Annotated in this window: 14 protein-coding genes; 9 read left to right on the top strand and 5 right to left on the bottom strand. The window is 67.5% G+C overall.

Features of this window, described 5'->3' with window-relative positions; genetic code table 11:
• Positions 1-199 precede the first annotated feature (199 nt).
• The 3 genes from ACLQ62_RS03155 to ACLQ62_RS03145 all read left to right on the top strand — a co-directional run bounded on the left by ACLQ62_RS03155 (position 200) and on the right by ACLQ62_RS03145 (position 5247).
• On the top strand, positions 200-1354 hold the full coding sequence (locus ACLQ62_RS03155) for a DUF4192 domain-containing protein (RefSeq protein ID WP_411720210.1): 1155 nt from the start codon (positions 200-202) through the stop codon (positions 1352-1354).
• Between the two features lie 79 nt (positions 1355-1433).
• A complete protein-coding gene (locus ACLQ62_RS03150; RefSeq protein ID WP_411720209.1) occupies positions 1434-2261 on the top strand; it encodes a PP2C family protein-serine/threonine phosphatase in 828 nt (275 codons plus the stop codon).
• 94 nt (positions 2262-2355) lie between these two features.
• The gene (locus tag ACLQ62_RS03145) at positions 2356-5247 is read left to right on the top strand and encodes an FtsK/SpoIIIE domain-containing protein (protein WP_411720208.1); all 2892 of its coding nucleotides are present in this window, start codon (positions 2356-2358) and stop codon (positions 5245-5247) included.
• Here the strand turns inward: ACLQ62_RS03145 and ald are convergent.
• On the bottom strand, positions 5244-6371 hold the full coding sequence (gene ald / locus ACLQ62_RS03140) for an alanine dehydrogenase (RefSeq protein WP_411720207.1): 1128 nt from the start codon (positions 6369-6371) through the stop codon (positions 5244-5246). The genes ACLQ62_RS03145 and ald overlap by 4 nt on opposite strands.
• A gap of 123 nt (positions 6372-6494) precedes the next feature.
• Positions 6495-7517: an asparaginase gene (locus ACLQ62_RS03135; RefSeq protein ID WP_411720206.1), complete on the bottom strand. Its 1023-nt coding sequence runs from the start codon at positions 7515-7517 to the stop codon at positions 6495-6497.
• 50 nt (positions 7518-7567) lie between these two features.
• On the opposite strand from ACLQ62_RS03135, the gene ACLQ62_RS03130 reads away from it, so the two are divergent.
• Positions 7568-8038, top strand: a complete 471-nt coding sequence (locus ACLQ62_RS03130) for an OsmC family protein (protein ID WP_411720205.1) — start codon at positions 7568-7570, stop codon at positions 8036-8038.
• 16 nt (positions 8039-8054) lie between these two features.
• On the opposite strand, the gene ACLQ62_RS03125 is transcribed toward ACLQ62_RS03130, so the two are convergent.
• Positions 8055-8735, bottom strand: a complete 681-nt coding sequence (locus tag ACLQ62_RS03125; protein ID WP_411720226.1) for a lysophospholipid acyltransferase family protein — start codon at positions 8733-8735, stop codon at positions 8055-8057.
• A 237-nt stretch (positions 8736-8972) separates the two neighbouring features.
• Here ACLQ62_RS03125 and ACLQ62_RS03120 point away from each other — a divergent pair, with 237 nt between their 5' ends.
• The 4 genes from ACLQ62_RS03120 to dxr all read left to right on the top strand — a co-directional run bounded on the left by ACLQ62_RS03120 (position 8973) and on the right by dxr (position 12586).
• On the top strand, positions 8973-9956 hold the full coding sequence (locus ACLQ62_RS03120) for an FKBP-type peptidyl-prolyl cis-trans isomerase (RefSeq protein ID WP_411720204.1): 984 nt from the start codon (positions 8973-8975) through the stop codon (positions 9954-9956).
• An 11-nt stretch (positions 9957-9967) separates the two neighbouring features.
• Entirely contained in the window at positions 9968-10564 is a 597-nt protein-coding gene (locus ACLQ62_RS03115; protein WP_411720203.1) for an RNA polymerase sigma factor, read from the top strand.
• Between the two features lie 253 nt (positions 10565-10817).
• Positions 10818-11360, top strand: coding sequence for a hypothetical protein (locus ACLQ62_RS03110; protein WP_411720202.1), 543 nt, complete (start codon positions 10818-10820; stop codon positions 11358-11360).
• Between the two features lie 140 nt (positions 11361-11500).
• Positions 11501-12586 carry a 1-deoxy-D-xylulose-5-phosphate reductoisomerase gene (gene dxr, locus ACLQ62_RS03105; RefSeq protein WP_411720201.1) on the top strand — a complete coding sequence of 362 codons (1086 nt, stop codon included), beginning with the start codon at positions 11501-11503 and terminating at the stop codon, positions 12584-12586.
• Positions 12587-12685: 99 nt separating this feature from the next.
• Here the strand turns inward: dxr and ACLQ62_RS03100 are convergent, their stop codons facing one another.
• Positions 12686-14209 (bottom strand): Mur ligase family protein, encoded by a 1524-nt coding sequence (locus tag ACLQ62_RS03100; protein WP_411720200.1) that lies wholly within the window; start codon positions 14207-14209, stop codon positions 12686-12688.
• Between the two features lie 84 nt (positions 14210-14293).
• Here ACLQ62_RS03100 and ACLQ62_RS03095 point away from each other — a divergent pair, with 84 nt between their 5' ends.
• Complete coding sequence (locus ACLQ62_RS03095; RefSeq protein WP_411720199.1) at positions 14294-15622, top strand: M50 family metallopeptidase; 1329 nt, start codon at positions 14294-14296, stop codon at positions 15620-15622.
• A gap of 243 nt (positions 15623-15865) precedes the next feature.
• Here ACLQ62_RS03095 and ACLQ62_RS03090 read toward each other — a convergent pair whose 3' ends face one another.
• Positions 15866-16138 carry a DUF2277 domain-containing protein gene (locus ACLQ62_RS03090; RefSeq protein ID WP_411720198.1) on the bottom strand — a complete coding sequence of 91 codons (273 nt, stop codon included), beginning with the start codon at positions 16136-16138 and terminating at the stop codon, positions 15866-15868.
• Positions 16139-16157 lie beyond the last annotated feature (19 nt).

The raw sequence follows: 16157 nt of genomic DNA, 5'->3' as shown, positions 1-16157 counted from the left end.
CGGTTCGCCCTGGCCTCCGGTGACTGGGCCGCGCGCGTTCACCCGTTCCGGACGGGCTCACGCGGTACGCCGGGTGTACCCGTTCGCACTCCTGTGAGTGACGGGGCGTAGTACTCCACAAGGGAGCCCGTTCGCGGAACTCTCCACAGATGGCCCGGATCAGGCGGGGGAGCGGCCGGCGAGGGTCAGGCTTCCGGGCATGACCACAATCATCAAGGCTGCCGAAGCGCAGGACTTCCTTGCCCTCGTCCCCCATCTGACCGGGTTCCAGCCGCAACAGAGCATTGTTCTGGTTGCGTTCCGCGGCAACCGGACGTGCGGGGCGCTGCGACTCGACCTTCCGAACGCCGCTGCGCCCGCCGCTGCCCGCCGTCGCGCCGCCACCACGATGCTCGGCCTGGTCTGCAGGATTTCTGACGTCGACGCTCTCGTCCTCGTCGTCTACACGGACGACACCTTCACTGCTGGCGACGCGATGCCGTACCGTGCGGTGATCGACAACATCCTCTCCCGGGCGCGCTACTCCGGGTTCCTCGTTCGTGATGCGCTGTGCGTCGCATCGGATGCCTGGGGCAGCTACCTCGACGAGGACTGCCCTCCCGAAGGGCGGCCGCTCGGGCTGATCGCCGAATCACCGGCACGGCACACGCTCGCCCGCACCGCCCAGCAGCGGCCTCTCGTTGATGTGGAGGCAGAATCCCGGCTCCCGGCGGCCGATTTCCCAACCCGCGAACAAACGGCCAAGCACTACACGGAGCTTGAGTCCCTGCGTGGTACCGCCGAGCTGGGACCCGCGCTGATGTTCGATTACCGCTTCTCGGGCGACGTCGTCGGGTTCGCCGACGACCTGCTCAGGCCACGCGAGGAACCGGTTCTTCCCCGGGACGCCGCTTTGCTGGCCTTCCTCGTTCAGGCACCTGCCCTCCGCGACGAAGTGCTGCTGAGCTGGGCCTGGGGCCAGGAGTTCGGGGTGTCGGTCGGTGAAATGAACGCCAGGCATTCCGCCGGCGAGGACATCAGCGACGTGCCTGGTGCGATGGCGCTCGGTGGTTTCGGCATGCCGAGACCGGATCCCAGCAGGCTGAGGGCCGCCATCAGGGTTCTTCGTTATTCAATCCCTCGGCTTCCCCGCCGTTCGCAGGCGCCGCTGGTCACCATGCTCGCGTGGATGCACTGGTCGCTCGGCTCAGGAACCCTCGCCGCGCGCTGGGTTGCCCAGGCTCGCGCCCTCGATCCCGAGCACGGCCTGGCGGAACTTCTCGATCGGATGCTTTCGGCCGGCCGGCTCCCCGATTGGGCCTGGGACGTGCCGCCGGACGCCACGGATGGTACGGCAATCGACGCCGTCGTGTAAGCCTCGTCTCCCGGGGTCTGCCGCGACCGCTATTATCGACGCAGGCCACATGTTAGTGGGGCTCTGAAAGGATGATTGCGTGACCGCCATCGACGTGCGCACCGGATCGCGAGTCGTCGACGTGCCCAGCGGAGCGCCATTGACGTTGTCCTGGGCCTCGGTCACCGACACCGGACGGAAGCGTCAGGTCAATCAGGATGCTCTCATCGTCGACTACCCGATCTTCGCGGTCGCGGATGGCATGGGCGGGCACGACGCCGGTGAGGTAGCCAGTGCCGCCGTCATCGCCCGGCTCGCCGAACGTGTCGCCTCAGGCGACACCGTCGATCGGGGCGCGGTGGAGAACGCCCTTCGCGCGGCCGTCGACGACATGTTGGAACAGGTCGGCAAGTCAGAGCTCGGCACAGGAACGACGGTGACCGGGATCGTCTTCGGCTTCTCCGGTCCCGACGGCGACGTCCCCGCCTGGACCGTCTTCAACATCGGTGACTCCCGCGTATACAGACTCCTCGGCGACGAACTCATCCAGGTGACCCTCGACCACTCGGTCGTGCAGGAACTGATCTCGATCGGCGCAATCACCCCGGACGAAGCAGAATCCCACCCGCACGGCAACGTCATCACCCGGGCCGTCGGATTCACCGACGACCCGCTGCCCGACTACACCGATGTGCCATCGGCAGATCGCGCCCGCTGGCTGGTCTGTTCAGACGGGCTGACCAAGGAACTCACCGATTTCGGGCTCCGTCACTTCCTCATGCAGAGCAGGACCCCGGAGGATGCGGTGCGGAGCCTCGTCGGCGCGGCGCTCGAAAATGGCGGCCGTGACAACGTCAGCGCCATCGTCCTCGACGAGCTCCTCGTCGACCACACCGACCAGGCGTCGTCCGACGCCGAAACGCCCTGACACCGGTCCTCCACTGACGCTGTCGCGAACCCCGGTTCTCCACCCGGTGCCGCATCGCCCGTCCGGAGCGGATCGTTCCTGATTCAGTTGCGGCATGCACGATTTTCTCGACGACCCGATTCTCGTTCCCGCTGAGCCGGCTCCGGTCCCCGGGTCTCCGTTCCCGGTGGTCGCAAGCATCGCGCCCGTCGTCGCATCCGTTGTGATCTGGATGCTCACCCGATCGCCGTTCGTTCTCATCTTCGCCTTGCTCGGCCCGATCATCGCCGTGGCGAGCGTGCTCGACAACCGCTGGTCGGCCCGTCGGCGCCTGCGCTCAGACACCGCGGCGTATCGGGCGGAACTCGACAGGCTTTCTGGCCAGGTGGATGAGAGGCACACCGCAGAGCGGCGGCGTCGGAATGCCTCCTCTGCGGGTGCCAGGCGGATCCTCGACGCCCCGGATGCCTCCGCGATCGGTTTCGCCCGATGGCGTGCGTCCCCCGATCGGCGATTTCTCGTGGTCGCCGGGCGTGGCGAACAACCCAGCGCTGTCCGCGTGGACGGTCCACCGGGGGAGGGGACGGCGGCGCTGAGAGAGCGTGCCCGAACGGTGTCCGATGTGCCGTTCGAGGTGAATGCCTCCGATGGGATCGGTGTGGTCGGCCTTCCGCTCGTCGCCCACGCTCTGGCCCGCGGACTCCTCGTGCAGCTGTGTGCCGCAGCCAGCCCCGAGGTGCTCACAATAGTCGGTGTTCCGCCCGGCTGGGAATGGGCATCCTCCCTGCCCCATCGTCACCCTCGCGACGGAGCTTCCTCGCTGCTGGTGGCCGAGGTGTCGCCGGATGCTGCGACTCCCGTTTCGGCTGACATCCTCGTCGTGCTCGCCGACCGGCTGGACAGGATCCCCACGCGATGTTCGACGGTGATCGAATTGACCGGGACAGCGGCTGCCGTCCTCCATCGCACGACCGTCGCCGGGCCGGCCGAGCCGGTCCCACTGAGGGTGGAGCTGGTCTCCGCCGCCGAGTCGCGACGGTTCGCCGACGCGCTGGCTGCGCTTGCCCTTCAGGCCGGTGGAGCGCTCGGGCACGCCGAACTGCCCGACGCTGTCGGCTTCTCCGAGGCGTCGGCTGGAGCAGCGCCGCCGGCCGGTGGGCTGTCGCTGTCCGCGGTTCTCGGTGCGACGGCCGCAGGGCCGGTGTGTGTGGACATTGTCTCTGACGGCCCGCACGCGATCGTCGGAGGCACAACGGGTAGCGGCAAAAGTGAACTGCTGGTCACCTGGGTGGCGAGCGTCGCGGAACGGTACCCGCCGAGCGTCGTCACCCTGCTGCTGGTGGATTTCAAGGGCGGCGCGGCGTTCGCGCCGCTGCTCGGCCTCCCGCACGTTGTCGGAGTTTTGACCGACCTCGATTCGAGCTCCGCCGCACGGGCGCTCGAGAGCCTGCGCGCCGAGGTGCGCTTCCGAGAGCGGTGCCTCCGGGAGCTCGGGGCCCGCGACATCGCCCAGGCTCCCGATCTGGCGAGACTGGTCATCGTCGTCGACGAGTTCGCGGCGATGCTCGACCGCTTCCCGGACCTGCACGCCCTGTTCGTCGACGTCGCCGCTCGCGGCCGCTCGCTCGGCATGCACCTGATCCTGTGCACGCAGCGACCAGCCGGCGTCGTGAAAGATTCACTCCTCGCGAACTGCGGATTACGGATGTCGCTCCGAGTGAACAATCGGGCCGACAGCACGGCGATCCTCGGGACGGACGCTGCCGCGTTCCTGCCGGCGGCCCTTCCCGGCCGGCTGGTCCTCGCCGACCCCGCCGGCCCGGTGACGCTTCAGGTCGCCACAACGACCGAAGCCGACATCACCAGCGTTGAGAACCGATGGCCACCGATGCCAGCGGCCCGACGACCGTGGCTTGACCCCCTCCCGGCGTGGGTGGACCGCGACAGCCTCGACGAGTCGATTTCCGGCATCCGTCTCGGGCTCGCGGACCTGCCGGCCGAGCAGCGCCAGGACACGGCAGCCTGGGATCCCGAAGCTGACGGCAGCATGCTCGTCCTCGGCATGGCGCGCACCGGCAAGTCGACACTTCTCGACACGATCGCGGCCGAGGCGGAACGACTGGCGTCTGTCGTCGTCGAGCGCATCGGCCCGGACCCGGAACGGGCGTGGGACGTCGTGCATTCGCTCACCGCAGCCATTGCGTCGTCGCCGGCTGACGCGCCTCCTGTGCTCGTGCTCGTCGATGACCTCGACTCCCTCCTCGCGGGAATCGACGCCGACGACGCCGTCGAGCTGCGCGACGGCATCCTGACACTTCTCCGTGACGGTCCGCGCCGCCGCGTCCACGTCGTCGTGGCGGTGCAGCGGCTGACCGGGCCAACGGCGTCGCTCAGCGGTTTCGTCGGCTCCACAGTGCTCCTCGGAACGGCGAACCGGCAGGAACACCTGCTTGCCGGCGGCGAAAGCAGCGCGTGGGCGGAGGGGCGCCGGCCGGGCAGCGCGATCTGGCGCGGCATCGAGGTGCAGCTCTGCGCTCCCGAAACGCCGGCGAGCCGCACGCCCAGGCACGCAGCGGGCGAAACCGTCCGGCGGGTCGACTGGGCGGACCACGCGGTGTGGCTGGTCGTGTCCCGTGCGCCGGCGCGCCGGGTCGAGGAGATTCTGTCCCGGAACGCGGAATTTCCGGCCCGGCCCCCGGTTCAGGTTGCGGCGCTGACTGATGCGCCGTCCGGCCGGATCACCGTCGACGACGTCCGCCGGAGCGCTGACACTCCCGTCGTGATCGTCGGTGACAGCGAGCAGTGGCAGGCGCACTGGCCGCTTCTCACCGCGTTGCGTGCGGACGCCGCCGTGCTCGTCGACGGATGCTCGGTTGCCGAGTTCCGTTCCCTCACCCGCATCCGGGAACGACCGCCGCTGCTCGCCCGGCTGCCTGACAGAGCCTGGCTGGTCGAACCCGGGGGCACGGTCAGCCGGGTCAGTGTCCGTTCGCCGTCGACCGGTTAGGCCGGCGCTGCCGACATCAGCGCCGACAGCTCCTCGTGGAGGAGACCGTGAGCCGTGGCGACCGGTTCGCTGTACACGGCACCGTGGTGGACGTTCAGCCCGAGCGCCAGGGCGGGATCGGCGGCGAACGCTTCCCGCCAGCCGGCATTCGCAATCGCGCGTGCGTACGGGAGGGTCGCGTTGGTCAGGGCGTACGTCGAGGTGTGCGGCACGGCACCCGGCATGTTGCCGACACAGTAGAACACCGAGCCGTGGACGGGAAAGGTCGGGTCGGCATGCGTCGTCACGTGCGAATCCTCGAAACATCCGCCCTGGTCGACTGAGATATCGACGAGCACACTGCCCGGCTTCATCCTGGCAACAAGGGCGTTGCTGACGAGCTTCGGCGTCTGCGCTCCGGCGACGAGCACGGAACCGATCACCAGGTCGGCGCTCAGGAGCGAATGCTCAATCTCGAACGCGTTGCTGGCGATGGTCTTGATCCGTCCCGCGTACAGGGCGTCGAGTTCCCGAAGCCGGGCGATGTTGGTGTCGAGCACGGTGACGTCAGCGCCGAGACCGACCGCGACGGAGGCGGCATTGGTGCCGGCGACCCCGCCACCGAGAACGGTCACGCGGGCCGGTGAGGTCCCAGGCACGCCGGGAACGAGAAGGCCCGGCCCACCGTTCGGTTTGAGCATGGTGTTCGCGCCGACGATGGTTGCCAGACGGCCGGCGACCTCGCTCATCGGTGCGAGCAACGGAAGCGATCTGTTCGGCAGTTGCACGGTCTCGTACGCGATCGCCGTGATGCCCGATTTCACGAGTGCCTGCGTGAGGTCAGGTTCCGCTGCGAGGTGCAGGAAGGTGAACAGGATCAGGTCCGACCGGAAATACCGGTACTCGGATGGGACCGGTTCCTTCACCTTGAGCACCAGGTCGGCACGTTCCCACGTCGACGCGGCATTCGGAAGGATCGTCGCTCCGGCTGCAACATACGCGTCGTCGGAGATCGAGGACCCCTCGCCTGCGCCTTTCTCGAGATAGACGTCGTGGCCGTGAACGGTCAGGTCGTGAACTCCGGCCGGGGTGATGGCTACGCGGAACTCGTTGTTCTTGACCTCACGGGGTATGGCGACTCGCATGGTGCTCCTTTGTCCTGGCCGATCCGGGTGGGAGCGGCGCACGAGGGAAATGCCGTGCACCCCGATGAGAGGTCCGACGGCACTGTCAGGCGGGCATGGCTGCCCGAGGCCAGCCTAGCGAGGTCACGCCTGTTCGAGCAGAGGAGATACGCGGATCTCTCCGACGGCGCGATCGCCGCCCATGATCGACAGCTTGAGGTCAGGGAGCACAGCGTCGACGGCGGCGCGATCGACCGCGCCGGCATCCGCGAGCAGAGTCAGGCCGACGAGAGTTGCCGCGCGCAGGCTCCCGTCGAGCATCTTGAGCGCAACGGTCGTGCCGTCAGGCGCGGCCATTGCCATGACGCCCTCCGCGCCGAGCTTCGCGAACACACCCAGACGGTCGATGACGATCGTGTTGGCGCGGCCTGCGCCGTCAAGCGCCCATCCGTTCTCGAGAACAGCGGCGCACAGGATTCCCGCGTTGCGGTAAATGGCGAACGGCGAGGTGGGTGACGACGTGCGAATGCGACCGATCCCGCGGGCGAGACCGGCGAGCGAGAGTGCGTGGACGGGAGCACCGCACCCGTCGATCCCGGTGAGCGCCGGTCGTTCCCCCGTGAACCTTTCGAGAACATCCCGGACCTGCATCTGCATCGGGTGATCGTTCTCGAGGTACGTCTCGATCGGCCAGCCGTTGGTCACACAGGCGAGGAGCATGGCCGCGTGCTTTCCGGAGCAGTTCATGTAGATCGGAGACGCCGTACTGTTGTCGCGCACGAGCTCCATGCGGGCGGCGTCGTCGATGGGCCAGTCCGCCGGGCACTGCAGGGCAATTTCGGTGAGGCCGGCCTGAGCGAGGATGCTGCGCACAACCGAGATGTGACGCTGGGTTCCCGCGTGGCTCGCAGCGGCGAGCACGGCAGCTGCGCCTCGGAGCCCGACGCCGGCGTTCATGACGGCGATCGCCTGAAACGGTTTGAGGGAGGAACGGCCGAGAACGGGAGCTGCGGGGTCTCCGAGGGTACGGATCACATCGGCGTGCTGGTTGAGCACGATGGCTGAGCCGGAGTGGCGTGACTCGACAAAGCCGCTCCGGGTGACGATGGCGAGTTCGGCGGCGCTCGCCGATGAGAAGGTTTCAACGAGGTCGGGTGCAGTAGTCACCGGTCAAGGGTAGCCCTCATCACCCCGGCCGGGCGTGACAGACTGGGGCCATGTTGGGCAACCATGAGTACACCGTCGGCCTGAAATGGCACGGCAACCGCGGCACGGGCACGAGCGGTTACCGCGACTACAGTCGTGAGCTCGTCGTGTCAGCGGCGGGGAAGCATCCGCTCGAAGGATCCGCTGACAAGCCGTTCCGCGGCGACCCTGCCAGGTGGAACCCCGAGGAACTGCTCCTGGCCGCCCTCGCCCAGTGCCACCTGCTGTCCTACCTGCACGTGGCCGTAACCGTCGGAGTCGTCGTCACCGCGTACGAGGACGACGCGCACGGCACGATGGTCGAGGACGGCAAGGGAAGCGGCGCGTTCACCGAAGTGGTCCTCCGTCCCCGGGTGACGGTCGCCGACGCATCGATGGCGGATGCCGCGCGTGCGGCACACGCGCGCGCCAACGAACTCTGCTTCATCGCGAACTCGGTGAACTTCCCGGTCCGGCATGAGCCGGAGATCGTCATCGCCTGAGGCGTGACGGAGTCGGTCAGACGCGCTCGCGGCGGAGAACCGCGCGCTTCAGCTTCTCCATGGCGTGGGCAGGCGGGGTTTCGTTGTAGGCATCCGCCCGCTCCTGCCCGGTGAGGGCGTGGATTGCGGCCATGATTTCATCGGTGGCATGGCGCCTGGCCTTGCCGCTCGTTGCCGGGCCGTGGGAGCTGAGATCCAACGGCTCACCGAAGATCACGGTCACCCGTTTGAGCTTCGGCACGGTGCTGCCCACCGGCATGAGTTCGTCGGTGCCGATCAAACCGACGGGGATGACGGGGGAGCCTGTGGAGAGTGCGAGCCAGGCGACGCCGGTGCGGCCTTTGTACAGGCGGCCGTCGAGGGAGCGCGTGCCCTCGGGGTAGATCGCGAACGCGCTCTCGTTCTCGAGGATCTTTCTGCCGGCGTCGAGGGCCTCGGTCGCCGCCGCCCCCGCACCCCGTTCCACCGCGACGGCGCCGATCGAGGTGAAGAAGGTGCGTGAGACCCAGCCTCTCGGACCGGTTCCGTCGAAGTAGCTGGACTTGGCGAGGAACTGCACGCGCCGCGGGGCGACGACGGGAATGGCGATGCTGTCGATGAACGAGAGGTGGTTGCTGGCCAGGATGACTCGCCCGGATTTCGGAACGTTGGATCGGCCGAGGATGCGCGGTCGATACACCAGCCGGACGATGGGCATCAACACGGCACGGCCCAGGTGATAGATCAGCCCTGGTGCGGTGGTCGAGCTGTCGTCGGCGACGCCGGATTCCGTGTTGAACACAAAGGAAGAGCGTAGTTCCTGATGTATTCCTCATTGCGTATAGGGCTGCGCCCGCGGCATCCGCCGGGTCGGGTTGAGGGGCTTTGCAGCCAACGACAGGGTTGGTGCGGCAGACTGGCGGTTCCCACACCCCTTTTGTGAAAGCGATTCCCTGTGCGCACTTCCCTTCCCGTTCTCGTCGCAGCTGCTGCGGCATCCGCCCTCGTCCTCACGGGGTGCGCGTCGCCGGAATCGGCCTCGGCCCCGTCAGCGACAACGGAACCGGCTGCGCTGAGCTGCGAAGACACACCGGGAGGGTCGGCTGTCGACTCGGTCAACGTGACCGGCGACTTCGGTGTGGCCCCTGTCGTCGACTTCCCGGCGCCGGTGAGCGTGGAATCCACTCAGCGCGACGTCGTGATCGAGGGCACAGGCAACGAGGTGCAGCCCGGTGACATCGTCAACTTCGACGTCTCGATCTACAACGGGACCAGCGGGGCCATGGTGTCCCAGACCGCGTATTCCGGTGGCGGCTGGGGTGCGATCGAAGTCAATGACACCAAGTTCATCCCGGGACTGGTTCGCACCCTGGAGTGCGTGAACGAAGGATCCCGCGTCGTGAGCGTCGTGCCGGCTGCTGACGGATTCGGCGACACGGGATCCCCGGACGGCGCCGTCGCCCCCGGCGACCCCCTGGTCATCGTCGCGGATGCCGTCAGCATCGTCCCTGCGACCGCAACAGGCACCGAGCAGCCGCCGGTGGATGGCATGCCGGTTGTCGAGCTCGACGCCGATGGCGTCCCGACCGTCACGATCCCCGAGACGGATCCGCCGGCCGAGCTCCAGCTCGCGACGCTGAAGCAGGGCACAGGTGAGGTCGTCCAGGAAGGCGACAGCGTCACCGTCCAGTACCAGGGAGTGAACTGGCGCACCGGCGAGGTCTTCGACCAGAGCTGGGGCAAGGGCGCAGCCACCTTCCCGACGACCGGCGTCGTGCCCGGGTTCTCCGCTGCGCTCGTCGGTGCGGCCGTCGGCTCACAGGTCCTCGCGGTGCTTCCGCCGTCGCAGGGCTATGGAGAAGCCGGCCAGCCCAGCGCCGGGATCGAAGGCACGGACACGCTCGTCTTCGTCGTCGACGTGCTCTCCACCAGCCGCTGACGGGCGTACCCGTGAGCGGTTCCGAGTTCGGCATCCGAGCGCCGTCTTTTTCCGGTGTGCTGGCGGCTGCGCAAAGCGGAGAGCCCTGGGCGAACCGGGCTCTTTGGAACACCTTCTCGCCTCCCGTCGCCGGATATCTGCGAGCACGCGGGTCCAGTGAACCCGACGACCTGACCAGTGAGGTGTTCCTCACCGTGTTCGCGCGACTACCGGATTTCTCGGGCGAAGAGAGCGAGTTTCGCTCGTTCGTCTTCACCATCGCCCACCGGCGACTCGTCGACGAGTTCCGTCAGAGGTCAGTGCGGGGAACCCCTTCCGAGTGGACAGAAGAGACCGATTCGCGCGTCACCGCCAGCGCCGAAGACGAGGCCATCGAGCGATTGGGAAACGAACAGGCCCGTGCGCTGCTCGACGGACTGCCAACAGCGCAGCGGGAAGTGCTCGAATTGCGGATCCTCGCAGACCTCACAATTGAACAGATCGCGAGCGTCCTGGGCAAGAGGCCGGGAGCGGTCAAAGCCCTCCAGCGACGCGGCCTCGACGCGCTCCGAAAGAAAGTCTCTCCAGGCCGTACCCTTTTCGGCCGCTCGAACGATAGCAAGGTGTGAGATGAGGAAACAATCGATATCCGACGAAGACGCTCTTGCCGTTTTCCGCGGACAGGCACCTGAGCAGCGGCCGGACCTTGTGTCCCTGGCCGCTGCCGTGGACGGATACCGTTTTGCCTCCTTGGGGTCGCCACCGGAGCCATCGGCCGAGTTGGTTGCCCTCCTTGACAGCCCTCGACTGTCACGGATCTCTCCAGTAAATGCGGGAACGATCGCTGCTCAGCGGTCGTTGCCGCCGGTAAGGAGAATAAAGATGATCGTTGGATGGATTGCGAGCCTGGGCCTCGCCGCGAAAATCAGCATCGGAGCGACGGCCGCTGCCGTCGGTGTTGCCGGAGCCGGGACAGCCGACGTGCTCCCGAGCGCTGTGCAGGAAGCGTTCGACGGGATGGTGACCGCTGTGACACCATTCGATCGCGCTGACACGATTCCGGGCGGTGAACCTCGCGTGGAAGATGTGCGCGACGACGCAACCAAGCGGGTTGATGGCGCCGTTGACACTGCCGTCGAGAAGCAGGAACAAGCGCGCGAACAGGCCGAGCAGGCACGGGACTCCGTCGTCGTGAAGCAGCAGGAGACTGTTGAGCAGGCCAGGACGGCTGCAGAACAGGCCCGGACGGCGGCAGAGCAGGGCGTGGCCGATGCCAAGACCCGCGCAGCCGTTGAGGCGGACACCCGCACCGAGGCAGAGGTCGAGGTTGAGTCCGGAGTTGAAGCCGAGGTCGAAGCAGAGGTCGGAGCAGACGTGGAACTCGGGCTCGGGCTCCAAGGTGAGCGCTCCGCCGACCTCCCGTAACCACCCGCAATCTGGCAAGGCCCCTTCAGCGACACGCTGGAGGGGCCTTCCTGAGCGATGCGGAGAAATGCCGGCGCGAACCGGTGGCCGCGGTGGTGACTCTCCGCGCTCACGATAACCGATTGGCTAGGCTGGCCCTTGTGCGACGCGTCATACTTCTCGGATCAACCGGCTCGATCGGGACTCAGGCCCTGGACGTCATCCGGGCCAACCCTCGACGCTTCGAGGTCGTGGGGCTCTCGGCGAACGGCAACCGTGAGCTGTTGCAGGCCCAGGCAGACGAGTTCCACGTCGACGACACCGCGCTCGGGGCTGATGACGCCGAACGACTGGTGCGTTCCGTCGACGCCGATGTGATCCTCAACGGCATCACCGGGTCCGTGGGCCTCGGCCCGACACTCGCGGCGCTGGAGACCGGCCGCACCCTCGCCCTCGCCAACAAGGAATCCCTCATCGTCGGCGGCGACCTCGTCAGCCGGATGGCGAAACCCGGACAGATCGTGCCGGTCGACTCCGAACACTCGGCGATCGCGCAGGCGCTCCGGTCGGGGACGAAGCAGGAGGTCCGTCGACTCGTGCTGACGGCATCCGGTGGCCCGTTCCGGGGGAGGAGCAGGGACGACCTCACGACGGTGACGCCGGCCGAGGCGCTCGCGCATCCGACCTGGGACATGGGACTCGTCGTCACCACCAACTCGGCGACGCTCGTCAACAAGGGACTCGAGGTCATCGAAGCCCACCTGCTGTTCGACGTGCCGTACGAGCGGATCGACGTCGTCGTGCATCCACAGTCGATTGTGCACTCGATGGTCGAGTACGTCGACGGGTCGACAATCGCTCAGGCGTCACCGCCTGACATGCGGCTGCCGATCTCGCTCGGCCTCGACTGGCCTGCCCGCGTCGCCGGCGTCGGCAAACCGCTGGACTGGACCCGCGCCCAGAACTGGACCTTCGAGCCGCTCGACGATGTGGCGTTCCCTGCAGTCGAGCTGGCGAAGACGGTCGGCCGTGCCGGTGGCACCTACCCAGCGGTGTTCAACGCGTCGAACGAGCAGCTCGTTGCAGCGTTCCACGCCGGCGCGATCAGGTTTCTCGACATCGTCGACACGATCTCCCGCGTGGTCGACGCCCACCGCCCCGAAGGAGAACTCACCCTCGACACCCTCGCCGAGGCCGAATCGTGGGCCCGCAGCGCGGCCGATCGGGCGATTGCGGACCTGCGCTAGCCGCTCCAGCGCCGTCTGTTCACGCGTTCCGGACCGGTTCATGCGGTGCGCCGGGTGTATCGGTCCGAACTGGGTGTATTCGCCGGCGGTCGGCGCGGCTCAGACCCAGCCGGCCTCAGCAAGGGCGGCCCGCGTCTCGTCGAGCACCGAGAAGGGCACTTTGACCCCGGCGACTTCGCGGTAGTCCTTCTCGGCGAGTCCCGCCCAGAGGATCGTGTCAGCTGCGGTCGCCTCGCGCACGGCGACGCGGATCGCCTCCTCGGGCGCAGCGACCTCACGGATGTCTCCGGCTGGTTTCGCGGCGCGCGCTCCGGCAAGCACAGCCTCGCGGATGAGGGCCGGGTCTTCGGATCGCGGCTGGTGATCGGTGACGATGAGCAGGTCGCTCCCGAGCGCTGCCTCGCGTCCCATCTCGGGGCGTTTGGACTGGTCCCGGTCGCCGTTGGCGCCGGCGACCATGATGACGCGCCCGGTGGTGAGGTGACGGACGGCCTCGAGCGTTTTGGCGAAAGCCTGTGCTGTATGTCCGGAATCCACGTAGACGGCGGGACCGCCAGGCACCGGCACCTGGACGGCGCGGCCGGGCAGGGACGCTGTGATGCCCCCGTCGCGCCCGAGCACAGCGCCGATGTCGGCGAGCGGGACACCTGATTCCACGAGCATGGCGACAGCGAGGCCGCCGTTCGCGGCCATGTGCCTGCCGATCACCGGCACACGCGTGGAGAGTGATCCGTGCTCTCGGTGCCCAAGCGTGAACGCCGTGTACGACGGCTTCTCGTCGTCGATGGTCACCGTCCAGTCGGCCGTCGCCCCGTCGATCGAGGTGATGGTGGTCACCGGGATGCCTGCACGCTCGACGACCGCGGAACCGGCGGGGGTGTCGAGGGAGACGACTCCGCGCCTGGCGTGCGCCGGCGTGAAGAGTTCGAGCTTCGCCGCGAAGTACTCCTCCATGCCGGCGTAGTCGTCGAGGTGGTCCTGGCTCAGGTTCGTGAACGCGGCAACGTCGAAGACGAGCCCGTCGACCCGGTGCCTCGTCAGAGCGTGGGCGCTGACCTCGACGATCGCTGCATCCACACCGGCCTCACGCATCCGGGCGATCAGGGCATGAAGTTCAGGGGACTCCGGCGTCGTCATCGAACTGGCGACGACCTCCGAGCCGATCCGGCGCTCGGCGCTGGAGCTCAGGCCAGTCGACCGGCCCAGCTGCCGAAGAACGGAGTCGAGGAAATGCGCCGTCGACGTCTTCCCGTTGGTCCCCGTCATACCGAACAGCTGTGGCGCGTCGCGGTCCGTTCGGTAGAGCCACGCTGCCATCTCGCCCACCAGGACACGGGGGGACTCGACGGTGACGAGCACAGGGACACCGGATGTCGTCGCGTCGATCAGGCCGGCGGCGTCCGTGAGGATCGCGACAGCCCCGCGTTCGACGGCCTCAGCGGAGAACGTCGCCCCGTGGAATCGTGCCCCGGGAACGCCGACGTAGAGATCCCCGGGCTGGACGGCCCGGCTGTCCATCGTGATGCCCGTCAGGATCACCGGCGGGACGCCGTCATGCAGCGCCAGGCGGAACCGGGCGGCGAAGGCGTCGAGGGTCGTGGGGGAGGGCTGGGAGGGTCGCACAGCCCATGTTCTCACAGGCGGATCGGAGCATCCCTTACAGCGCGCCACCAGCATACATACAGCACGGAACGCTACTCTCTGGGGGTGGAATCCGTCTTGCTGTACATCCTCGGCGTGCTGATCATTCTGATCGGCATTGCCGTCTCGATCGGCCTGCACGAAATCGGGCACCTCGTCCCAGCGAAACTGTTCGGCGTCAAGGTCACCCAGTACATGATCGGGTTCGGCAAAACGCTCTGGTCGACCAAGCGTGGCGACACCGAGTACGGCATCAAGGCGATCCCGCTCGGCGGCTACATCTCGATGATCGGCATGTACCCACCGGGCAAGGACGGCGCCACCCGCAGCTCGAGCACCGGATTCTTCCAGACCCTCGTGCAGGACGCCCGCTCAGCCAGCTCCGAAACGGTCGGCGATGGTGAGGAGCACCGGACTTTCTACTCGCTTCCGGTCTGGAAACGCATCATCATCATGCTCGGCGGCCCGACCATGAACCTGCTTCTTGCGATCGTGCTCGTCGGGATCGTGCTGATGGGCTTCGGCACCCCGCAGTCCACTCCGACGCTCGCTTCGGTGAGCGAGTGTGTGCTGCCGGCGGGGAGCGAGAAGACCAGCTGTGAGGAGGGCGACCCGCTCGCTCCCGGAGCGGCTGCAGGCCTCCAGCCCGGCGACACCATCCTCTCCATCGAGGGCTCGCCCATCGACTCGTGGGCCGAGGCGACCGAGATCATCCGCACCTCACCGGGCACCGACCTCGACGTCGTCGTCTCACGGGACGGCGCCGAGCTCCCGGTGGTCCTCACCCCGCTGCTCACCGAGCGGTACGCGATTCACGCGGACGGGCAGCAGGTGACGGATGCCTCGGGCGACCCGGTAACGGAGGAGGTCGGTTTCGTAGGCATCGCGTCCCAGACCGAACTCGTGCCTGAGCCACCGACCGCCGTTCTGCCTGCTGTCGGCGACAACATCGGCCAGGTTGCCAACATGATCCTCAACCTGCCCGACCGCCTCGTCGACGTCGCCAACGCCGCTTTCGGTCCGGGTGAGCGCGACCCCAACGGGCCGATCAGCGTGGTCGGCGTCGGCCGGATCGCGGGCGAGGTGGCAAGCCTCGAAGAGGTGCCCATCGCAAGCAAGGTTCAGACGATGCTCGGCATTGTCGGCTCGCTCAACGTCGCCCTTTTCGTCTTCAACCTCGTACCGCTGTTGCCGCTCGACGGCGGCCATGTCGCTGCGGCGCTGTGGGAGTCGATCCGGCGCGGCTTCGCGAAACTGTTTCACCGTCGTGACCCGGGCCCGGTGGACGCCGCGAAACTCATGCCTGTGACATTCCTCGTCGTGATCGTGCTCGGCGGCATGAGCGCCCTCCTGATCTTCGCCGACATCGTCAAGCCGGTTAACCTCTTCGGCTGATCGCCTCCTCCGCGGGGAGTAGCCGGCCCGGTCGCCGCATCCGTGGCGATCGGCTGGGTCGCTGCCGTGACCCTGGGATCGATTCCCGGCCTGGACTGGCAGTGGTGAGGATTGCGTTGACGACGGATGTGATCGCCCTCGCCGAACGCATCGGTGAACGGCAGGCGCGGATCGCTGAGGCACAGCGATTCGCCCAGGGCACATCGACGACGCCGGGCGCGCCGGGCGGAGCTCTCCGACGGGCTACGCGCGAGCGAACCGGCTCAGCGAACGCGCGCGAGCCTTCTCGGCTTCGACTTCGCGGTCTTTCGGAGGCGCCGTCGTCACGAGGTCCTCGATCAGGTGCCTGGTGATGTGGGCGATCTCCGCGACCGCGTGATCGAACACCTCGGTGTTTGCCTTCGACGGTTTTGTCGCCCCGCTGACCTTGCGGACGTACTGCAGGGCGGCTGCGTGCACTTCATCGTCGGTTGCGGCCGGCTCAAAGTTGTGGAGGGTGTGAATGTTTCGGCACATGGGATCAGGTTAACCACCG

The organism is Mycetocola sp., from assembly GCF_046716805.1.
GTDB lineage: Bacteria > Actinomycetota > Actinomycetes > Actinomycetales > Microbacteriaceae > Mycetocola_A.
This window is presented reverse-complemented; position numbering and strand designations above follow the sequence as displayed.